The organism is Acinetobacter sp. CIP 101934 (assembly GCF_000369585.1).
GTDB classification, from domain to species: domain Bacteria; phylum Pseudomonadota; class Gammaproteobacteria; order Pseudomonadales; family Moraxellaceae; genus Acinetobacter; species Acinetobacter schindleri.
In genome coordinates this window covers 2069178-2089516 of record NZ_KB850094.1, presented here as the reverse complement: position 1 = coordinate 2089516, position 20339 = coordinate 2069178, and the positions used below count along the sequence as shown (strand labels likewise).

The window sequence follows — 20339 nt, the reverse complement described above, 5'->3', positions numbered from 1 at the left end:
AACCAAGCCTGCAATTGCCCCGATGTCGATACCTTCAAGACCACCAGAGCCACCGATTAAGCCACCAACGAGTTGAGCGATCTGCGCGATATCAATATCACCATTCCCGCCAATCAGATTGCCGACTAGTCCTGCAATTGCACCAATATCAACACCTTCAAGACCACCAGAACCATTAATTAGGCCACCGACAAGCTGGGCAATTTGCGCGATGTCGATGTCACCACCTTGGATTAAGCCGCCAACAAGACCTGCGATTGCCCCGATGTCGATACCTTCAAGACCGCCAGAACCACCAATTAAGCCACCAACGAGTTGAGCGATCTGCGCGATATCAATATCACCATTCCCGCCAATCAGATTGCCAACTAGTCCTGCAATTGCGCCAATATCAACACCTTCAAGACCACCAGAGCCACCGATCAGGCCACCGACGAGCTGAGCAATTTGCGCGATATCAATGTCACCGCCTTGCAGAAGGTTACCAGCCAGGTCAGCAATTTTACTGAGATCTAAATTACCGGAACTACCACCAATTAACCCACTGACTAATTTAATCACGGCATTTAAATCTAAATTTGATGTATTGCTACCCATTAAACTACCCAGCAGATTACTGATCGAACCCAGATCAAAACTGCCGCCGTTGGCTTGAGTGAGTTTGCTAATTAAACTGTTAATATCGAGTTTTGTAGCATTCGAACCGGTAAATTGAGTAATTAAATCAGTCAGGGAGCTTGAACTTAAACTCTTACCTGAAAGTAAGCTATTTAAGAGGGAATCTAGGGAAGGAGTAGCGGGAGTAGAACCCGTGATAGAACCAATAATGCCAGAAAGACTGCCACCTAAAAAACCGCTAAGTAAACTCTTGTTTTGCGTCTCTGTCGTGAGCACCGGGCTGAGTTTACTTTTAATTGAACTAAAAATACTGAAAGCCATAACCGTTCCTTGCGTTTTTGTCTTGTTTTGATTATTTTGCGTTGTAAATAAAACGACTAATTTTTATTCAATTTCTATACAAGTGTAAATCTAAGCATGAATAATCACGTTTTGAAAATAGTATTATTTGCCTGGATAAAGCTTTAAACAGATTAATTTATGATAAATAATAATGGTTTATTAGATATTTGCGTTTATCTAAAATATATTTTATGCGATGAATGGCTATCGAAAGGACTTAAATTTCCTCTAGATCATCATCTGGTATTTTTTTGCAAATATCTGGTAATTTATGAAAAAAATATCAATATTATGCGTAAAATAATGAGGTATTTTAATAAAGTGGCAAGAGATTAAAGATGGAATTAGATCGTTTTGATAAGCACATTCTTGAAATTTTGACCCATGAAGATGTCAATTTGAATGAACTCTCTGAACGGGTGAATCTTTCGGTCAGCTCGGTTCATCGCCGTATTAAACAGTTGATTGACCATAATATTATTAGTGGTCTAAAACGGGAAATTAATTATCAAAAGCTTGGTTTCAGTCTGCATGTACTTTTGCAGGTTTCCTTAAGCAAACATGATAGTGACACTTTTGCCAAATTTCTGGGTGAGCTGGAAAGTATTCCTGAAGTGATTAATGCCTTTCTGGTAACAGGGCAGTCGGCAGATTTTATTGTCGAAGTAGTTGCACGTGATATGGAAAACTATAGTGAGATCCTGCTTAACAAGATCGGCAAGATTGAACATGTGGTCGCACTGCATTCCAGCTTCGTGATCAAGGAATATAATGTTTTTAACTGCAGTGGCTTACTCAATAAAGTTTAATTGAAGAGATTGCACTATCTAAATATTTGTCTCCGAATAACTAAGTAAATTGATTGAAATCACCTACAAAATGATTTAATAAGATAGATCAAAATAAAAAACGCACCCAAAAGTGCGTTTTTGTTTTCCTGAAGATTAAGCGTCTAGCTGAGCCAATACTTCTTCAGAGAATTCAACGTTGGTATAAACGTTTTGAACATCGTCCAGATCTTCAAGCATATCAATCATTTTCATGATTTTTTTCGCTTGATCTATATCCGTGATTTCAGCTTTGGTGGAAGGGCTCATCACAACTTCAGCATTATCAGATTTTAAACCTGCAGCAGCTAAAGCATCCTGAACTGTACCGAAGCTTTCTGGTGTAGTAATGACCAGGATTTCATCTTCATTAACTTCGATGTCTTCAGCACCAGCTTCAAGAGCGACTTCCATGATTTGATCTTCTAAAGACACATCTTCAAAAGTAATCTCACCACGTTTGGTGAACAGGAATGCAACTGAACCATTAGTCCCTAAGTTACCATCAGTTTTAGAGAAGCAGTGACGTACGTCAGGTACAGTGCGGTTCAGGTTGTCTGTCATTGTTTCTACAATTACGGCAACACCACCTACGCCATATCCTTCGTAAGTTACTTCTTTAAGATCGTCGTTATCTTCGCCGCCTGCGCCACGTTGAATCGCACGGTTGATCACATCACGTGTCATGTTTACAGACAATGCTTTTTCGACAACAGCACGTAAACGTGGGTTGCTACCCGCATCTGGTCCGCCGAGTTTTGCAGCAGTAGTTAATTCACGAATATATTTGGTAAAAAGTTTACCGCGGCTAGCATCTTGTTTTGCTTTACGATGCTTAATATTGGCCCACTTGGAATGACCCGCCATGCGAAATATGCTCCTTGTAGATTGGCTGTATGCCTATCGAATTGGGCAAATTCTACCATAAGGGCTTTTTTTAAAAAAAGAGCCTGGTTTTTAGATTTAACGATAATGACAAAAAAATAGACGCACTGAGAAATTTATTCGGGGATTAAAGGTAATAATTTAGTTTAAAAATAAAAAAATATTTATTGTGGAAAAGAGTATAGAAGGAGAAGAAGAAATGAGATGCTAGGTCATGCATAACATCTCATGGACATACATTATTTTTTTTCAGGGATCACGATATCCAGACCGACATTGTCTTTATAAAGCTGTTTCATTAAAGCCAAGTCATGTTCAAGGTCTGTTGGATAAATTTTTCCGAAAATGCCACCCTGTTTGGTTTTAGAGTTGGCATACATGAGTACAATCGGCACATTCGCTGCTTTGGCAATATGCCAAAAACCGGTACGAATTGGTCGACGCTCTTCACCATTTTTGGCACGAGTCGCTTCAGGTGCAATCACCAAATTGAATTTTTCATTACTCTGAAAAAGTTCAACCATCTGGGTCACAATATCCTTGCTCGATTTACGATCTACCGGAATACCGCCAATGCTTTCTAATAATGGCTTAAATGGACCTTTAAATAATTCTTTTTTAATCAAAGTATGAATTTTGATGTCGTATATCTGAAATAAGGCCAGAGAAAGCACGGCATCCATCATTGAAGTATGCTCAAAGCCCACAATCACTTGCTTGTCTTCAAGCACATTTGGTTCAACGTGATATTGCCAGCCTGCAAGTTTAAACGCAGATTCGCCAATGAATTTCTTAAACATAGGGGATGGAGTGTGTGAAAAAAAACATAATTTGTGCTTGTTCTTATATTTCGTCAAGTGGAATTAATTTAAAAGCCTTAAATACCTTCAAAAAGCAAGTAAATAAATATATTGAGTAATGGTTAATTAAGATCTAAAAACAATAACAAAATTAATGTTAATTAGTTAAATGTCTTATAAGAGATAAAAATACTCTTAAAAATGCTAAAAAATGGCTGTTCAGTACAAAAAATAGTTATTAGACTTTTGTCGAAGCCTAAGGATATGTTTCGGCTTTAAGACACTTCCAATCATGGTCGCGAGAGAGGATAAAGAATGACTTACTTAACGGCTTTGGTGCTCTCATTGTTCATTTTTGCACTCATTGTTGTATGGTCTTTGATCGAAATTTATCTGGATATGCGCAAAGAAGAGAATTTGGAGCACGAAGCTTAAGCTTTTAATTAATTTCATAGCTGAATTGATCCGGATATAAAAATTAATTCAGCCATTCAAAGTATTTAAATAATTATATATAAAAAGTATAAAAGCATAGTCGAAAGTTAATTTTTAAATATATTTTGATAGCAGCTCTGTTTTGTAAAGAAATGGAAATTTTCCTTCTGAATGACTATGAGAGCCTTCTAAAGTATGAGGAATTTCCAAAGTGTCTATTTTTTCTAATTTATAATTGCTGATGAAGTGTGCAAGTGGGCATAAAAAGGCTTGTCTTTTAAAAAAATCTTAGCTAGTATTCTTGTCGCCTAAACCTATTGATAAATAAGGTTTTCAGCATATAGGGCCTATAGCTCAGTTGGTTAGAGCAGCGGACTCATAATCCGTTGGTCCACAGTTCAAGTCTGTGTGGGCCCACCAAATTCTTAAGCACTTAGAAGTAAATGTCTAGGTGCTTTTTTATTTATCCCTTTCATCAAACTAACTATCTAAAATAATTAAAAATACAAAGTCTTATAAAAGGTTGGATTTTGGTAGGTAGGATTCTTTTATTGTTCATTGAATACTCAAATCACGGTGAGGGTCACCGATAATAAGATGAATGGTAGAAGGAATCGCACCATGGCTTTTAAGAATATTGCAGATCAAACCAACGGTTTTTATATCCCTTGTGTTTCACTTTTCGGTCCAGGATGTGCCAAAGAAATTGGTGTTAAAGCCCAAAATCTAGGTGCCAAAAAAGCCCTGATTGTTACCGATGAAGGCTTATACAAATTTGGTGTCGCAGATACCATCGCAACTTATTTAAAAGAGGCTGGTGTAGACAGCCATATCTTCCCGGGCGCAGAGCCAAACCCAACTGATATTAACGTCCATAACGGCGTGCAAGCTTACAATGACAATGGCTGTGATTTCATTGTCTCGCTAGGCGGCGGTTCATCACATGACTGTGCCAAGGGTATTGGACTAGTCACAGCAGGTGGTGGTCATATCCGCGACTACGAAGGTATTGATAAAAGTACAGTGCCGATGACGCCACTGATCGCCATCAATACTACAGCAGGTACAGCTTCGGAAATGACCCGCTTCTGTATCATTACCAATACCGATACCCATGTCAAAATGGCAATTGTGGACTGGCGTTGTACACCGCTAATCGCAATCGATGATCCTAAACTGATGATTGCTAAGCCTGCCGGACTCACTGCAGCAACTGGTATGGATGCCTTGACACATGCGGTAGAAGCTTATGTATCAACTGCGGCCAATCCGATTACCGATGCCTGTGCAGAAAAAGCCATTACCATGATCAGTGAATGGCTGAGTCAAGCAGTAGCGAATGGCGACAATATCGAAGCGCGTGATGCGATGAGTTATGCGCAGTATCTGGCAGGTATGGCATTTAACAATGCATCTTTAGGATATGTGCATGCGATGGCACACCAGCTCGGTGGCTTCTATAACCTGCCGCATGGTGTATGTAATGCCATTTTGCTCCCACATGTATGCGAATTTAACCTGATTGCCTGTCCAGATCGTTATGCAAAAATCGCTCAGCTGATGGGTGTCAATATAGAAGGACTAACAGTCACTAAAGCAGCCTATGAAGCAATCAATGCCATTCGCCAGCTTTCAGCTTCTATTGGAATTCCATCTGGTCTGGCAGGACTCGGTGTAAAAGAAACAGACCTTGGCATCATGGCAGAAAATGCGCAAAAAGATGCCTGCATGCTGACCAACCCTCGTAAGGCCAGTCATGCGCAAGTGGTCGACATTTTTAAAGCGGCAATGTAATGCCTCAATGTAAGTCATCTCTCCACTCGGCAGACTTACATTTTTTGCAACCCTGCTCGCACTTCTTATGAAGTGTGCCAAGACAAGCGTATCCCCATATGTTTGTCTTGGCTTATCCTAAATCCTTGAGAGGATAAGGAGCAGACGTTGCTCTTTTTTTTGCTTAAAATATCAGTTACTTCGAAGATATATCAACGGTTATTCCATCTGGGAGTGACAGATTAAGAGAGGATGAGTGATTTTTCAAAAATAAAAATGATTAAATAATATACCTTGCTACAAGGTGATTCTTGTCATGGATTCAGTGAAAAAGTTTTATAAAAATTATAATTTTAAAGTGTTTAATGACTTTTTATATTGAGCTAAATTAAAAAATTTATTGTTAGATAAATCAAATCTATTGTTGACTGAAAAGTTAAAAGCCCAACAAATTCTGATGTTTAAATATCTTGAAACTTAAGTAGTGTCTGATGCACTGGATGGTTTTTCGGCATCAATTCAATCAAACGTTCTACTGCATCAATCGCTTCAGGAAAACGTGCCACATGCTTGAGTAGTACATCAGTTTCATTGGCCTTGAAAATGGCATCACTAAGACGTGATTCCAGACAATCCCGCCAGGCACATAAAAATGGACTTTCGGTTTTTGCCAGAAATACGCCAGTATAGAGTTTTAAGGCAGAATCGATATAACCAGCATCTAACGACTGTTCTGTTTGCAGGAAATCCGCTTCCACATGGGCGAGTAAACGATAAGGTCTGGAACCGAGCATACCGCCTAATAGATCTCGCAGTTGTGACATTTCCGCTTTTAAGGTGCCGATGCTGACTTTACGTTCTCCATAGAGTGCCTGGTGCAGACTATCCAGACTTAGACCTTGTGGACATAAAGCTAGAATCGCTAAAATTTCAGTTTGACGAGGTGTTAAGACCAGCGCCTTGCCATTAAAAATTACCTGAGGCACTGAAAAAGCCCGAATATACAATCGCTGTTTCTGGTATTCCAATAAGGCTGATTGAATAAGTGTGGAGCAATGCTCAGCAGCAAGCAGCCCTAAATTGTTATGTTTATGCCAGGTTGTTGACAGATCAATCACACCCAGGATTTGTTTCGAATAAGGATCAATAATCGGTGCGGCATAACAGACCAGGTCATGTGCTGATGACATGTAATGTTCACTGGAAAACACACAACTCGACTGCTGGATTTTGATCGACAGGGCGAGGGCATTGGTGCCGACCAGTTCCTCCCGCCATTGACCACCTTCGATCAGGTGCACATTTTCAGCAACTTTGCGCATTTCAGGACAGGATGCTGTCCAGAGAACGGTGCTACCAATATCTCCCACAGCCAATACCATAGAAGACTGTTTGGCAATATGCCTTAGATTTTCAGCACAATATTGTAAAGCATGGCTTAAAGTCGAGGATGAACCGACTTTCTGGATATCGACCAGTGGGGCGGCCAAACGATCCTTCGGTATATCTGCTGAAGATGAGCGTTGCCAGGAGCTGACAATGCTCTGTTCTAACTGTGCAGCATGCAATGGCGATAAACTGCTGCTTTGACGTAGCTGGTCAATTTTTTGCCTGTGTTGTATCAAATTCTGCTCTGTCATCATTCCTTATCCTCACAATAATTCATGATTTACATCCGATGTAATTATTATTGTTTTTATGAAGAATCAATAGAAATGTAAACCTGCTGAGTTCCAACCTTTCTCCAACCTTATACAGGTTATGTTAATCAAATAATGTACGGGTGTACCTTATACCAAAGCTGTAGATGCGGCTTTTTTATAGATTAAAATAAGCAAAGGAAATACATATGCGTTATATCGATCCGAATCAGCCTGGCTCAAAAGTTCATTTCAAAGCCCAGTATGAAAATTTTATTGGAGGGCAATGGATCGCTCCAATTAAAGGCGAATATTTTGATAATCTCTCACCTGTAGACGGTAAAGTATTTACCCGAGTGCCGCGTTCCAGTGTAGAAGATATTGAGCTGGCGCTAGATGCTGCGCACAAAGCCAAAGTGCAATGGAATAAATCTTCTCCAACGACGCGTTCTAATATTCTGTTAAAAATTGCGGATCGTCTGGAAGCCAATCTTGAGCAGCTGGCAGTTGCTGAAACTTGGGACAACGGCAAGCCGATCCGTGAAACCCTGGCGGCTGATATTCCTTTAGCAATTGACCATTTCCGTTATTTTGCTGGCTGTATCCGTGCACAGGAAGGCGGCATTTCAGAAATCGATGAAGATACCATTGCCTACCACTTCCATGAACCTTTGGGTGTGGTCGGTCAGATCATTCCATGGAATTTCCCGATTCTTATGGCAGCATGGAAACTGGCACCGGCTTTAGCTGCGGGCAACTGTATCGTACTGAAACCGGCTGAGCAGACACCAGTCAGCATCCTAGTGCTGGTAGAGCTGATTCAGGACCTGTTGCCAGAAGGCGTATTAAACATCGTTAATGGTTACGGTGTAGAAGTGGGCCGTCCACTGGCGACCAATCCGCGTATCGCGAAAATTGCCTTTACCGGTTCTACCGCTGTGGGCCAGCAGATCATGCAATATGCCACTGAAAATATTATTCCGGTAACGCTGGAGCTGGGTGGAAAATCACCGAATATTTTCTTTGAAGATGTCATGGCACAGCAGGATGATTATCTGGAAAAAGCCTTGGAAGGCTTTACCATGTTCGCCCTGAATCAGGGGGAAATCTGTACCTGTCCATCGCGTGCGCTGGTACAAGAAAGTATCGCAGATCAATTCCTGGGACTGGCAATCGACAGAGTAAAGCGTATTAAAACCGGGCATCCGCTGGATACTGAAACCATGATTGGCGCTCAGGCATCTCAAGAGCAACAGGACAAAATTCTGGGCTGTATTGCCACAGGCCGCGGTGAAGGAGCTGAAGTTTTGGTAGGTGGCGGTGCACGTCATGAAGTAGGTCAGGGGTACTATATTGAACCGACCATCTTTAAAGGTACCAACGACATGCGTACTTTCCAGGAAGAAATTTTTGGACCAGTGCTTGCAGTCACTACCTTTAAGGATTTTGACGATGCGATCAAAATTGCCAACGATACTATCTATGGTCTAGGAGCTGGTGTATGGTCACGTTCAACCCATACTGCTTATCGCGCTGGTCGTGCCATTGAAGCGGGTCGTGTCTGGACTAACTGCTATCACATCTATCCGGCACATGCGGCCTTCGGTGGTTATAAAAAATCAGGCATTGGTCGTGAAAACCACAAGATGATGCTGGATCATTATCAGCAGACCAAAAACCTGCTGGTCAGCTACTCGACCAAACCGGCTGGTTTCTTCTAAAAATAATGCAAAAAGCGGACTTCGGTTCGCTTTTTTATCCTGGTGATTCTTCAATATGTAGCAGTTGCGATGTTTATCACAGTTGCTGTTTAAAAGTATGAATCAATTGAAATTTAACTTTATCGGAAAGTTGAAAAAATGCATGAAATTGATTTTACATTTCGAAAAAAGATGATTATAAGTAAGAGGTGGTTTTTTAATCAAAACAACAATAGACACTCAGGAAGAGTGGGCTACAGAAGCGTATTTAAATAATGATGAAACGGGAGTTTTGACAATGCTTCAGCTTTTGAAAAAAATATTTTGCTTGCATATTTATGAATATCAACACATGGAAGAAATTGGCACACAGCGAGAATGTCGCAAGTGTGGCATCAGTAAAGATTAAAACCTAACCCTAAGAAAAAGTGAGCATTTGCTCGCTTTTTTTATACCTGAAATTAAGAATATTCCGTTAAAATACGACATATATAAAGAGCTTAAATTGGTGTGCAATGAGCAAAGATTTTCAGGCTGAAACCTATATTGTCGATGAAAATCTGGCAGATACTTTACATTGGCTGAGTCTGCATCAGGAGAGTTTTGATTCATTCCATTATGATGCAATTACTCAGACACTTACGGTAGAACATGCCAGTGGCAGTGATGTGATTCGGATAGGGGATTATCTTAATGCGAAATATGGCATCCTGATTACAGCACATAATTTTGCTGCAAGTGGAAGTCAGAAATAACAGACCTATTAAAAACTTTATTTGATTTAAGTTGAAGAAACTAAATAACTGACTTTATACGTGATTAATATCGTTGTTGTTTTCATATCAATGAATTTTATCTTTCTCTAAAAGCGAAGCCCACAAAAAAAGTGGGCTTTGCTTGTTCAGTAAATCGATTATTTACTATGGTTGCCATGCGTGTCTTGTCCATGTAGATCTTTACGGTGCTGTTTGTTGAACACGCGTTGATCCTGTTCATGCTGGTTATTTTTTGGGGAATTAATCGGCCCATGTTGAGGCTGCTGTTGCTGCTGCATTTGCTCTTTCTGATGTTCCTGCTGCAACTGTTCCAATAGCTCTTGATTTGGATTTCTTGATGACATCATCGTTCCTCCATTTCCTTTCTGAGACTGTTTAAATTTATGACATAGTCTGGAACAGAGGTGTGTAAGACTTTTAATGGAATCTGTGACACCAGGTAAAGATAGAAAATTATCTGGATTTGGAAAGTTGTTCCTGAATCGACCAATCGATATGTACCTGTACAACTTCATCATGTTGAGCGCGAGAGTTTTGCAAGGCCTGAATAATCGCTGGATTAAACGGCGCATTGCCTAAACCAATAGCAATATTGCGCATAAAGCTTTGATAACCGGTACGCCGTAGTGGACTACCTTCTGTCGAAGCTAAAAAGGTGGGCTCATCCCATTGCCATAAATCCAGCAGGCTGGCTTGATCCAGTCCATGCCGTGGATGAAAGTCTGCAATGGTCGTCGTCTTGGCAAAGCTGTTCCATGGACAAATCAACTGACAGTCATCACAACCAAATACCCGGTTACCAATGCCACGACGAAGATCCTCAGGGATAATACCTTTATATTCAATGGTCAGATAGGCAATACAGCGCCGTGCATCCAGCATATACGGCTCAACAATCGCCTGTGTCGGGCAGATATCGATACAGGCCGTACAAGAACCACAGTGTTTGGTCGTCGGTTCATCAAATGGCAGTTCCAGTGAAGTAAACAGTTCGCCGAGTACAAAGAAAGAACCGGATTTTTTATGAATCAGCAGCGTATGTTTACCAGTCCAGCCCATACCGGCATTTTCAGCCAGAGACTTTTCAAAAACGGGTGCTGAATCGGCAAAAGGACGTGATTCAAATTCTCCGACTTTTTCTTTGATTTTAGCCGATAGCATTTTTAGCCGACCACGCATGGTCTTGTGATAATCACGACCACGGGCATAGCGGGCAATAATCGCCGAGTTTGGCGCATCTGGGACCATTCGCGGTTCAGGTGTTTCGACCAGATAATCTATACGAACACAGATGATTGATCTAGTATTTGGAATTAATAGCGTTGGATCAGCGCGTTTTTCCAGATTTTCTTCCAGAAATTTCATATCGCCATGATAACCACGCTCCAGATATTCCTTCAGGCGTGGCAATTCTGCTTGAGCATCCGGCCGGGCAATGACACAATCAGAAAAACCCAATTCCAGCGCTTGTACTTTGATCCATGCTTTGAGGACTTCTGGATCCTCTTGAAAAACCTGAATTTGCGCGGGAGAATCGGGTGTAGTCATAAACCGGGAACAGGGAATAAAAAATGCAGCAACGAGTTTACCATAGCCCCGTTTATCATAGCCAAAGTATTCAAGCTTGGGAGCAGCGTTGGTTTGCCCGAAAAAACAGTTCTTATGGTCTGATGCAGCAAGTGGCCTGGAGCATTGTACAGCGCCTGATTCCTTTATTTGTTGAAGAGAATGTTCAAAAGGTCGCGGTCTGTTGTGGGCAGGGTAATAATGCCGGAGATGGATATCTGGTCGGGAAGTACCTACAGCAGGCTGGTTTTGAGATAGAGATTTATGCAGCAGAAAAGGGTGGTTCACAGGATCTGGCTTCGGCGAGTCAGGAAGCACTTGATGCAGGCATAAAAGTCTATCCGCATTTTGATTTTCAGACTGAATATGATGCCTATATTGATGCGTTATTTGGGATAGGTCTTAACCGTGATCTCAATGACACATGGCAACAGATAATTCTAAGTATTAATGCTCAAAAGGGCTTAAAAATCGCAATTGACATTCCAAGTGGTCTCCATGCTAATACTGGGCAACCTTTGCCAGTCGCTATTCAAGCTGATTATACTTATACGGCACTGGGGCTTAAAACAGGTTTGTTTACCGGGCAGGCGAAAGCCTACGTTGGGCAAGTGGAATGTATATCTGCAATTCCAACCGATGCTGAATTGAAACCTGTTGCTCAATTATCTGGTACTCACATCCATTTACCCAAACGTCAGGCCTTTGGACATAAGGGCAGCTATGGACATGTACTGGTGATTGGCGGTCATGCTGATATGGGTGGTGCAGTAATCATGTCAGCTGAAGCTGCATTTGCAGCAGGAGCGGGTAAAGTGACTGTTATTTGTGATGCCAAACATCATACGGCAATCCTTTCACGGGCACCAAATATCATGCTTCGGGATATGAATGCCCTAGATGAAAATCAGCGTGACAATCTGTTGCAGCAAGTAGATGCCGTTTGTTTTGGTATGGGCTTAGGACGTGATCTCTGGGCTGAACAGCAGTATCAGTTCTGGTTTTCTGCACTTCAGCAATCAGAACTGGAAATCATATTAGATGCAGATGCACTCTGGTTTCTATCAACACAACCAGAACAATTAAATCCACGAACCTATTGCACCCCTCATCCGGGCGAAGCCGCGACTTTATTGAAATCTAAAACTCAAGAAATCGAAGCTGACCGAATCGCTGCCATTCATACCTTACAGCAGAAATTCCAAGGACAGTGGGTCTTGAAAGGCTCAGGTAGTCTGATTCTGGAAGATCAGCTGTATATCTGTACGGCTGGCAATCCGGGTATGGGCACTGGAGGGATGGGTGATGTACTGGCTGGCATGATTGCCAGTCTGAAAGCCCAGTTGCATGAGGATATTCATCTGCATGAAGTCGTGACTTTACATGCCTTGGCCGGAGATGAGTTGGCAAAATATGGTCAGCGTGGTTTGCAGGCACAGGATATGAAACAAGCCATTTATAAAGTGGTTAATCTTTAGGGAAGTCATGATGCAGGCCGTGAAACTGATTATTTCAGGAACAGTGCAGAAAGTAGGCCATCGAAATTGGTTTGAAGTTCAGGCAGTAGAACTGGAATTAAAAGGCTATGTACAAAATCTGCCAACTGCACAGGTAGAGACTGTAGTGGTTGGAGATGAGAGGAAAATTCAGGAGATGATTATACGTAGTCAAAAGGGACCAATTCATGCGGATGTAGCTGATATTCAGCAACTTGAATTAAATCCTGCTGAATATCAGTTTGACAATTTTCAGATCAAACGTTCATTTAATGATTAACGACGTCTGCTGACACGGCTACGTCCACGTGCCATGCCACCTAAAGCATTCAGTACTGCCATCTTGCTCATGCTACCCGAAGCATGGGCATGACAGATTGCCGCAGCCAAGGCATCCGCTGCATCCTGTTGGGGTTTGATGCTGAGGTTTAGAATTTTCATGACCATCATCTGTACCTGTTCTTTTTCTGCTGCACCGTAGCCAACCACAGACTGCTTGATCTGACGTGCCGTATATTCAGCGACTTGCAGATCCAGATTGACCAGTGCTGCAATGGCCGCACCACGGGCCTGGCCGAGTTTCAGGGCAGAGTCCGGGTTTTGTGCCATAAACACCTGTTCTACGGCCGCTTCTGTCGGACCATAGAATTTAACAATACGTTCAACCCCGGCAAAAATTCGCTTTAATCGCTCAGGCATTTCCGCAGTTTCCGTCCTGATGGTTCCTGCATCCACAAAAGACAGTTTGGAACCTTCTTTTTGAATAATGCCATACCCTGTAAGACGTGAACCTGGGTCAATCCCAATAATTAATGACATGCCTGCACTTTAAAAATAAAATAATGCCCATATTGTTACATAAGCGTATCAAAAAAGCTTGATCCTGATGAAGCAGTTGATTACATCCTTAATTATTGAATAGAGATTAGATTAATTTTCATGAAATTATTTCTTATTATCCTTGCTGGCGTAATCCTGGAAGTATTTGTGTGGATTGGCGTGGGCGACCTCGTCGGGAGCATGTGGTACGTCTTTTTCTGGTTTGTGGCCGCATTCTTTATCGGTATGAACCTGATTCGTAAATATGCCACCGGACTCATGCCGCAGATGCAACAAATGCAAATGGGCCAGATGAGTGCCGATCCGGCCATGACCAATAATCTGCCGAAAATTCTAGCTGGTTTTTTCCTGCTGATTCCAGGTCTGATTACAGACGTGTTGGCGGTATTAATGCTGATCCCCGCTGTACAACAGGCATTTAAAGCGACGATGATGAAAGTCATGATGAAACGCCAGCAAGCCATGATGGAAAAAATGATGGGTGGCATGATGGGCGATATGGGCGGTGCTCAAGGTCAGAATCCATTTGCAGAAATGATGCGTCAGATGCAGGAAATGCAAAATCAGCAAGGTGGTCGTGGCGATTCAACCATTATTGATGGTGAAGCACGTGAAGTGACGCCAGAAGCGAAAAAGATTGAAATGAAAGATGTGAATCCAAAATAATTTCGATTTACATTTATGCAGCCGGATCCCATGATTCGGCTTTTTTATGTGAGTAAATTAAGATAAAAGTACTGCGAAAATTTAAACAAAAGTTATAATGCTGCGGTTTCAGTCATTGCTAATAGAAGAAATATGTCTTTGTTGTTAACCATTTGTGGTTTGCATTTTATTGCTCAACTGAGCCCCGGACCGGACGTCCTGCTGATTGCACGAAGTGCAGCATCTACTACCCGTGCCAATACCTTAAAAATTATTGCCGGCATTTCGGCAGGGATCGTGGTTTGGGTAGTGCTGACCCTGGCTGGTTTTACCGTGCTGATTGACCAATTCCCCTGGATTCAGCAAGTACTCATGATTGTGGGTGGAGCATTTCTGGCAAGAATGGGCTGGGCGATGCTCAAAGGCGGATTACAGGCATTTAAACAACGTCATGAAACTAGCGACGATCAGATAGTAATGAATGAACCGAAAAATTATTTTACTTTGGGTTTATTGACCAATCTATCTAATCCTAAAACACTAATTTATTTTAGCAGTGTATTTTCGCTGGCATTGAGCTCATCTGCTTCAGATTATTTGAAATCACAACTGGCGGTGATTATTCCATTACAAACCTTTTTGACTTTTGCTTTACTGATGCTGCTTATTTCACAGCCTAAAATCAAAGTGCTGTACCAACGTGCGGGCAACTATATTGATCTGATTTCAGGCGTACTGTTCCTGATCTTTGCGATCTGGCTTTGGTATGATGCATTAGTATTGATGAATTAAGACGATCAATCCTGACGAGATGAATCTTGATCAGCCGGAACAGGGGAAACCGCAGTTTCCTCTTTTTTTTCTTCTGTTTTTTGTGAATTGCTGTATCGGTTTGGCTTGAGCGTGGCTTCTGTATTTTCTGAACCCTGATAGCTACGACTGCGATTGGCACGTTCTCTTAAACCACCTTTGCGAATTAACTGCACCATACTCAATACCTCAATAAGACTCGCATTATTGTAAATCAACTAGGCAGAGTGTTGCTGAATTTCTAAGGGATATAGCTAGGCTTTTGAGAATCAGTGTTTATAAAATGATTAGGCCTGATACTCAATATCAGGCCCCTGAGGAGAACGAACCGTGAAAATGAATCGTTATTAGAATTATGAAGATTGTTGTTTTACTTCAAGTTGTAATGCATTAAAAATCACATCTTTGGTGGGTACATCCTGATGTTCTTGTGAATAGACATGAACCACTTTAAACACGACTGCTGCAGCTAAGCAGGTCAATAAGCAAAACATCCAGAAACCATAGGGACTTCTGATGCTATGTGAGCCACAATTCGGGCATGAAGTATCAGTGGATGTAACAGCTTTATTGCAGCATGCACAATGATATTGATACTGCATATTTTTCTCCTTATTTTACTAGTTTTTATGGTTATTATTTTTAAACATCAATCCTTGGATGTTTGTTTATATTATGTGAGAGATTGTTTGTATTCGATAGCGTGTAATGAGGTTAAACGTGTAAGCGATTGTGGACAATCCTTTATTCAGAAAGAATGCTGCTTGAATTTAATGATTTGATAGTTAAAAGAATAATTGCCAAGAAATTATAGTCACTTAATTCAATTATGTCGTCCATTTAGCATGATCTCGAAATAGCAAAAAGCCTGCATAAAGCAGGCTTTTTGTTTCGCTCTGGCTTATTGACCAGAACGGATGATGTAATCAAATGCAGACAGTGATGCTTTAGCACCTTCACCTGTAGCGATAATGATCTGCTTGTAAGGCACTGTGGTACAGTCGCCTGCAGCAAATACACCTTTCACATTGGTTTCGTTACGTTCGTTAATCACAATCTCGCCACGGTTAGTTAACTCAACTTTAGTTTCTTTTAAGAAATCAGTGTTAGGTAATAAACCGATCTGAACAAAGATCCCTGCAAGCTCAACAGTGTGCTCTTCATCAGTCGCACGGTCTTTGTATTTCAATGCAGTCACTTGTTGACCATCACCCACCACTTCAGTCGACAAGGCATTTTTAATGACTGTTGTGTTTGACAAACTGTTCAATTTGTCTTGCAGTACTTGGTCAGCACGAAGTTTAGTGTCGAACTCCACCAGAGTCACATGCTCAACGATACCAGCCAGGTCAATCGCCGCTTCTACACCTGAGTTACCACCACCAATCACGGCAACACGTTTGCCTTTGAACAGTGGACCGTCACAGTGTGGGCAGTATGCTACACCACGAGTTTTGTATTCCGTTTCACCTGGAACATTCATTTCTCTCCAGCGTGCACCAGTAGACAGAATCACAGTTTTGGATTCAAGTTTTGCACCATTTTCTAAAGTGACTTCAACCAGACCGTTGGCAGTTTCATCTGCACCTTTGATGTTCGATACACGTTGCAGGTTCATGATATCAACACCATATTCACGAACGTGTGCTTCCATCTCAGCCGCAAATTTAGGACCTTGAGTCTTTTGCACTGAAGTGAAGTTCTCAATGTCCATGGTATCCATTACCTGACCGCCCATGCGTTCAGCGACGATCCCGGTTTTAATGCCTTTACGAGCAGCGTAGATTGCAGAGGTATTCCCTGCAGGACCACCACCGATCACCAATACATCAAATGCTTCTTTGGCATTGAGCTTTTCAGCATCTTTGGCTGCAGAGTTGGTATCCAGTTTGGCTACGATTTCTTCCAAAGTCATGCGGCCTTGACCGATATGTTCATTGTCCTGGAACACCATTGGCACTGCCATGATTTTGCGTTCTTCTACTTCGTCCTGGAAGAAAGCACCATCAATCATGGTTGCTGTTGTACCTGGGTTATAGATCGCAATCAGGTTCAATGCCTGAACCACGTCTGGGCAGTTATGGCAGCTAAGAGATACGAATACATCAAAGTCAGATTGAATGCCTAGACCTTTAATAGATTCCAGAACTTCAGCAGACACTTTTGGTGCATAACCTGAAGTTTGTAACAATGCCAAGATCAAAGATGTGAACTCATGACCCATCGGCAGACCTGCGAAGAACACGCGAGGCTGTTCACCGGCTTTTGCCACACCAAAGCTTGGTGCACGTTTGTTAGTACCATCAAAACGGGCAGTCACTAGGTCAGAAAGAGCAGCGATTTCCTCTACAAGTTCTTTGATTTTTGCAGATTTATCTGATGCATCTAAAGTAGCTACCAGTTCGATTGGACCTTCAAGGCGTTCTAAAAGGGCTTTTAATTGAGCTGTTGTATTTTGATCTAACATTGCTAACTTCCCCATAGGAGTAATAATTCATTCGATGAAGTCATATTACGTGAAATAGATGAATAGGTAAAACAGGTAGTTTTTATTTATTCAATCGGATTTGCAGATAAAATGAAAATTTCATCATTTATTTCAATCTTCTATATGTGGGTAATGTTGGAAATTTCAAGTGTTCTGCTGGTCTGAAACGGATTTTCAGTTAAGATGAGCACTACCGGAATTAGTGAGTATAACTATGGAACTTCAGCGCGGCATTTATCAACATTACAAAGGTAAACTTTATCAGGTCTTGCATGTAGCAACCCACAGTGAAACCGAAGAAAAGCTAGTGGTTTATCAATGCCTATATGGTGATTATTCGATCTGGGTACGTCCACTCAGTATGTTCACTGAAACAATCACTTTAGATGATGACCGTGAACTAGAGCGCTTTAAACTGATCACGCCACTATAAAAAATAATTTGAATAAGAGAGTAAAGCATGGAGCAGCTAAATAATTTTCAGAACTACGTCAGTGGATTATATGCGCGCTTTAGTGCGCATGATGCTGGTCTGAGCGATCGACTACAACGCTATCGTAATATCGAGCCGGAATCAGCGCAGTTCCTCTCTATTCTTATTCGTGCTCAGCAATCTAAACGAGTTTTAGAAATTGGAACTTCTACAGGTTATTCCACTTTATGGCTGGCTGAAGCCTTATCGGATACCCAAGGTCATATGGTGACTTTGGAGATTGATGCCGAACGCTCGAAAGAAGCTGAGCAACATGCCCAGCATCTAAAGCTGGATCATTGTATTGATTTTCAGGTAATGGATGCTTTGAACTATTTAAAGTCCTGTCAGAAACAGTTTGATTTTATTCTGCTCGATGCTGAGCGTGATGCGTATGTTGAGTATTGGAATTACCTGCCGCAACTGTTGCAACGGCAGGGTGGATTGCTCGTGGTAGATAATGTACTTTCCCATGCGGAACAAGTGGCAGAATTTAAGGCATTGGTCGATCAGGATGAGCGCTTTGTGTCTTCTACAATTAATATCGGTGCAGGACTACTACTGATCACGTTCCAATAATAGTATTTAATAAATGACCGGTTTTAATCACTATAAATCCGGGTAAAGTTAAGATCATATTCTAGGTATTTTTTCACAAAAGCAGCTTTGTCACGCCTCCTGAGCAGATTGTCATAAATATATTCAGGCACTGGGTGATAAAGCTCGGTCAAGCCATTGTCATAGAAAATTTTAAGGTGGCGGCTAGAAGGATTATATTTCCAGGAAATTACCGTTAAAAGTAGAGCCATACTGCACCTCCAATAGATAGGAAGATTTAGATTTAATTCTTATTGGTCTATGTCTTGAACTTAATTCAAGGGCACTGATTTCTATATAGTCGCTTTGTAAATTGTGTATCTTTCTCAGACTTTCCAAAATCATTAATTTAATAAATACAGCATGGCAAAGTCTTTATCAAGAAACTATACATTTCCATTAAGCAAAAAATATGCAAACTCTTGATACCTATTGCAAGAAAATGCTACAAAAAATTTAAAGTAGGCCAAAAAAACTGCTTTAAGATGAAGGGAAAACAAGAACGAATCAGAGTTTTTTAACATGCAATTATTCAAGTGCTCCCACTGTCATCAACCTGTTTATTTTGATAATAATTACTGTACTGCATGTCAGCATATGCTGGGCTTTGATAGCTCGACCATGTTGATCGTGGCTTTAGAACCAGATACAGATGGATCAATTTTGACAGAGCCGGATACGCAGGCTAAATACCGTTATTGTTCCAATGCTGAATATGCTGTGTGTAACTGGGTCATTCCGCAAGAAGATCCGCATGACTTTTGTCTAGCTTGTCGTTTGAACCGTGTCATTCCCAATTTAAATGAACCGCAATATCGACTGCGCTGGCATAAAATTGAACTTGCGAAACATCGTCTAGTATATTCCTTATTACGCTGGAAGTTACCGTTGCAGTCCCGACAGGAAAATCCTGAATCTGGTTTAGCTTTTGATTTTAAAGCCAATCCAAATAGCCCAGATGAACCTAAGGTGATGACAGGACATGATAATGGCGTGATTACCCTGAATATTGCAGAAGCGGATGATGTCGAGCGTGCCATGGAGCGCAAGAATATGGAGGAGCTTTATCGTACCTTGCTTGGGCATTTCCGGCATGAAATTGGGCATTATTATTGGGATGTGTTGGTCGATAACACCGAGTTTCTGGAACCCTGTCGGCAATTGTTTGGTGACGAACGTATGGATTATCAGGAAGCTTTAGACCGACATTATCATCAAGGGCCCCCTGCAGACTGGATGGAGCGTTATATCAGTACTTATGCCACCATGCATCCATGGGAGGATTGGGCAGAAACCTGGGCACATTACCTACATATCGTTGATGTTCTGGAAACGGCAGATTCCTTCGGCATGCAGATTCGTCCGCATGTCGTCGAAGAACGTGATGATCAGTTAATGACATTAACGAAACGGATTAATCCTTATTACACCTCTAGCTTTGATGAAATTTACCAGGCCTGGTTACCCGTAGCATTTGCCATGAATAGCCTAAATCGCAGTATGGGGCAGGAGGATTTTTATCCTTTCCTGATCAATCCGGTGGTGCAACAGAAATTGAAATTCATCCATGATGTGATTCAGAAAACAGCGGGTGCGCAGCGTAAAGTTGCTTAAAATCTTGCCAATAAA

21 protein-coding genes, 1 tRNA gene and 1 pseudogene are annotated in these 20339 nt (G+C 41.4%); 12 read left to right on the top strand and 11 right to left on the bottom strand.

Annotated elements, in window-relative coordinates:
• A pseudogene (locus F899_RS15810) lies at positions 1-939 on the bottom strand (hypothetical protein); the annotation flags it as partial.
• A 359-nt stretch (positions 940-1298) separates the two neighbouring features.
• Between F899_RS15810 and F899_RS10265 the strand changes: the two are divergent.
• Positions 1299-1769: an Lrp/AsnC family transcriptional regulator gene (locus tag F899_RS10265; protein WP_004815486.1), complete on the top strand. Its 471-nt coding sequence runs from the start codon at positions 1299-1301 to the stop codon at positions 1767-1769.
• Positions 1770-1904: 135 nt separating this feature from the next.
• On the opposite strand, the gene F899_RS10260 is transcribed toward F899_RS10265, so the two are convergent.
• Both F899_RS10260 and F899_RS10255 read right to left on the bottom strand, forming a co-directional pair.
• Positions 1905-2654, bottom strand: coding sequence for a YebC/PmpR family DNA-binding transcriptional regulator (locus tag F899_RS10260; RefSeq protein ID WP_004815488.1), 750 nt, complete (start codon positions 2652-2654; stop codon positions 1905-1907).
• Positions 2655-2911: 257 nt separating this feature from the next.
• Positions 2912-3472, bottom strand: a complete 561-nt coding sequence (locus F899_RS10255) for a 1-acyl-sn-glycerol-3-phosphate acyltransferase (RefSeq protein ID WP_005222602.1) — start codon at positions 3470-3472, stop codon at positions 2912-2914.
• A gap of 778 nt (positions 3473-4250) precedes the next feature.
• Here F899_RS10255 and F899_RS10250 point away from each other — a divergent pair.
• Positions 4251-4327: transfer RNA gene (locus tag F899_RS10250), tRNA-Ile, on the top strand.
• 201 nt (positions 4328-4528) lie between these two features.
• Positions 4529-5701, top strand: coding sequence for an iron-dependent methanol dehydrogenase (mdh, locus tag F899_RS10245; RefSeq protein ID WP_005222600.1), 1173 nt, complete (start codon positions 4529-4531; stop codon positions 5699-5701).
• Positions 5702-6141: 440 nt separating this feature from the next.
• Here the strand turns inward: mdh and F899_RS10240 are convergent, their stop codons facing one another.
• A complete protein-coding gene (locus F899_RS10240) occupies positions 6142-7323 on the bottom strand; it encodes a hypothetical protein (protein ID WP_005222598.1) in 1182 nt (393 codons plus the stop codon).
• A gap of 206 nt (positions 7324-7529) precedes the next feature.
• Between F899_RS10240 and F899_RS10235 the strand changes: the two genes are divergently transcribed.
• Positions 7530-9041 (top strand): acetaldehyde dehydrogenase ExaC, encoded by a 1512-nt coding sequence (locus F899_RS10235; protein ID WP_005222596.1) that lies wholly within the window; start codon positions 7530-7532, stop codon positions 9039-9041.
• Between the two features lie 494 nt (positions 9042-9535).
• Positions 9536-9775 carry a hypothetical protein gene (locus tag F899_RS10230; protein WP_005222593.1) on the top strand — a complete coding sequence of 80 codons (240 nt, stop codon included), beginning with the start codon at positions 9536-9538 and terminating at the stop codon, positions 9773-9775.
• A gap of 158 nt (positions 9776-9933) precedes the next feature.
• Here the strand turns inward: F899_RS10230 and F899_RS10225 are convergent, their stop codons facing one another.
• A complete protein-coding gene (locus F899_RS10225) occupies positions 9934-10143 on the bottom strand; it encodes a hypothetical protein (RefSeq protein WP_005222592.1) in 210 nt (69 codons plus the stop codon).
• A 106-nt stretch (positions 10144-10249) separates the two neighbouring features.
• A complete protein-coding gene (gene queG / locus F899_RS10220) occupies positions 10250-11344 on the bottom strand; it encodes a tRNA epoxyqueuosine(34) reductase QueG (protein ID WP_005222590.1) in 1095 nt (364 codons plus the stop codon).
• 23 nt (positions 11345-11367) lie between these two features.
• On the opposite strand from queG, the gene F899_RS10215 reads away from it, so the two are divergent.
• Positions 11368-12840, top strand: a complete 1473-nt coding sequence (locus F899_RS10215) for a bifunctional ADP-dependent NAD(P)H-hydrate dehydratase/NAD(P)H-hydrate epimerase (RefSeq protein ID WP_005222589.1) — start codon at positions 11368-11370, stop codon at positions 12838-12840.
• 7 nt (positions 12841-12847) lie between these two features.
• A complete protein-coding gene (locus tag F899_RS10210) occupies positions 12848-13138 on the top strand; it encodes an acylphosphatase (RefSeq protein WP_005222587.1) in 291 nt (96 codons plus the stop codon).
• On the opposite strand, the gene ruvC is transcribed toward F899_RS10210, so the two are convergent.
• The gene (gene ruvC / locus F899_RS10205) at positions 13135-13677 is read right to left on the bottom strand and encodes a crossover junction endodeoxyribonuclease RuvC (protein WP_004815506.1); all 543 of its coding nucleotides are present in this window, start codon (positions 13675-13677) and stop codon (positions 13135-13137) included. The two genes, F899_RS10210 and ruvC, sit on opposite strands and share 4 nt — an antisense overlap.
• A 120-nt stretch (positions 13678-13797) precedes the next feature.
• On the opposite strand from ruvC, the gene F899_RS10200 reads away from it, so the two are divergent.
• Together F899_RS10200 and F899_RS10195 are read left to right on the top strand one after the other, a co-directional pair.
• A complete protein-coding gene (locus tag F899_RS10200) occupies positions 13798-14364 on the top strand; it encodes an FxsA family protein (protein WP_004892709.1) in 567 nt (188 codons plus the stop codon).
• A 132-nt stretch (positions 14365-14496) separates the two neighbouring features.
• On the top strand, positions 14497-15135 hold the full coding sequence (locus F899_RS10195) for a LysE family transporter (RefSeq protein ID WP_005222585.1): 639 nt from the start codon (positions 14497-14499) through the stop codon (positions 15133-15135).
• 5 nt (positions 15136-15140) lie between these two features.
• Here the strand turns inward: F899_RS10195 and F899_RS10190 are convergent, their stop codons facing one another.
• The 3 genes from F899_RS10190 to ahpF all read right to left on the bottom strand — a co-directional run bounded on the left by F899_RS10190 (position 15141) and on the right by ahpF (position 17620).
• A complete protein-coding gene (locus tag F899_RS10190; RefSeq protein ID WP_005222584.1) occupies positions 15141-15332 on the bottom strand; it encodes a hypothetical protein in 192 nt (63 codons plus the stop codon).
• Between the two features lie 174 nt (positions 15333-15506).
• Positions 15507-15755, bottom strand: a complete 249-nt coding sequence (locus F899_RS10185) for a hypothetical protein (RefSeq protein ID WP_005222579.1) — start codon at positions 15753-15755, stop codon at positions 15507-15509.
• A 299-nt stretch (positions 15756-16054) separates the two neighbouring features.
• A complete protein-coding gene (gene ahpF, locus F899_RS10180) occupies positions 16055-17620 on the bottom strand; it encodes an alkyl hydroperoxide reductase subunit F (protein ID WP_005222577.1) in 1566 nt (521 codons plus the stop codon).
• Positions 17621-17855: 235 nt separating this feature from the next.
• Here ahpF and F899_RS10175 point away from each other — a divergent pair, with 235 nt between their 5' ends.
• Together F899_RS10175 and F899_RS10170 are read left to right on the top strand one after the other, a co-directional pair.
• A complete protein-coding gene (locus F899_RS10175) occupies positions 17856-18074 on the top strand; it encodes a DUF1653 domain-containing protein (protein ID WP_005222572.1) in 219 nt (72 codons plus the stop codon).
• Between the two features lie 27 nt (positions 18075-18101).
• Complete coding sequence (locus tag F899_RS10170; RefSeq protein WP_005222567.1) at positions 18102-18692, top strand: O-methyltransferase; 591 nt, start codon at positions 18102-18104, stop codon at positions 18690-18692.
• Between the two features lie 23 nt (positions 18693-18715).
• Here the strand turns inward: F899_RS10170 and F899_RS10165 are convergent, their stop codons facing one another.
• Complete coding sequence (locus F899_RS10165) at positions 18716-18922, bottom strand: KTSC domain-containing protein (protein WP_005222566.1); 207 nt, start codon at positions 18920-18922, stop codon at positions 18716-18718.
• Between the two features lie 310 nt (positions 18923-19232).
• Between F899_RS10165 and F899_RS10160 the strand changes: the two genes are divergently transcribed.
• Entirely contained in the window at positions 19233-20324 is a 1092-nt protein-coding gene (locus F899_RS10160; RefSeq protein WP_005222565.1) for a zinc-binding metallopeptidase family protein, read from the top strand.
• The last annotated feature ends 15 nt before the right edge of the window (positions 20325-20339 follow it).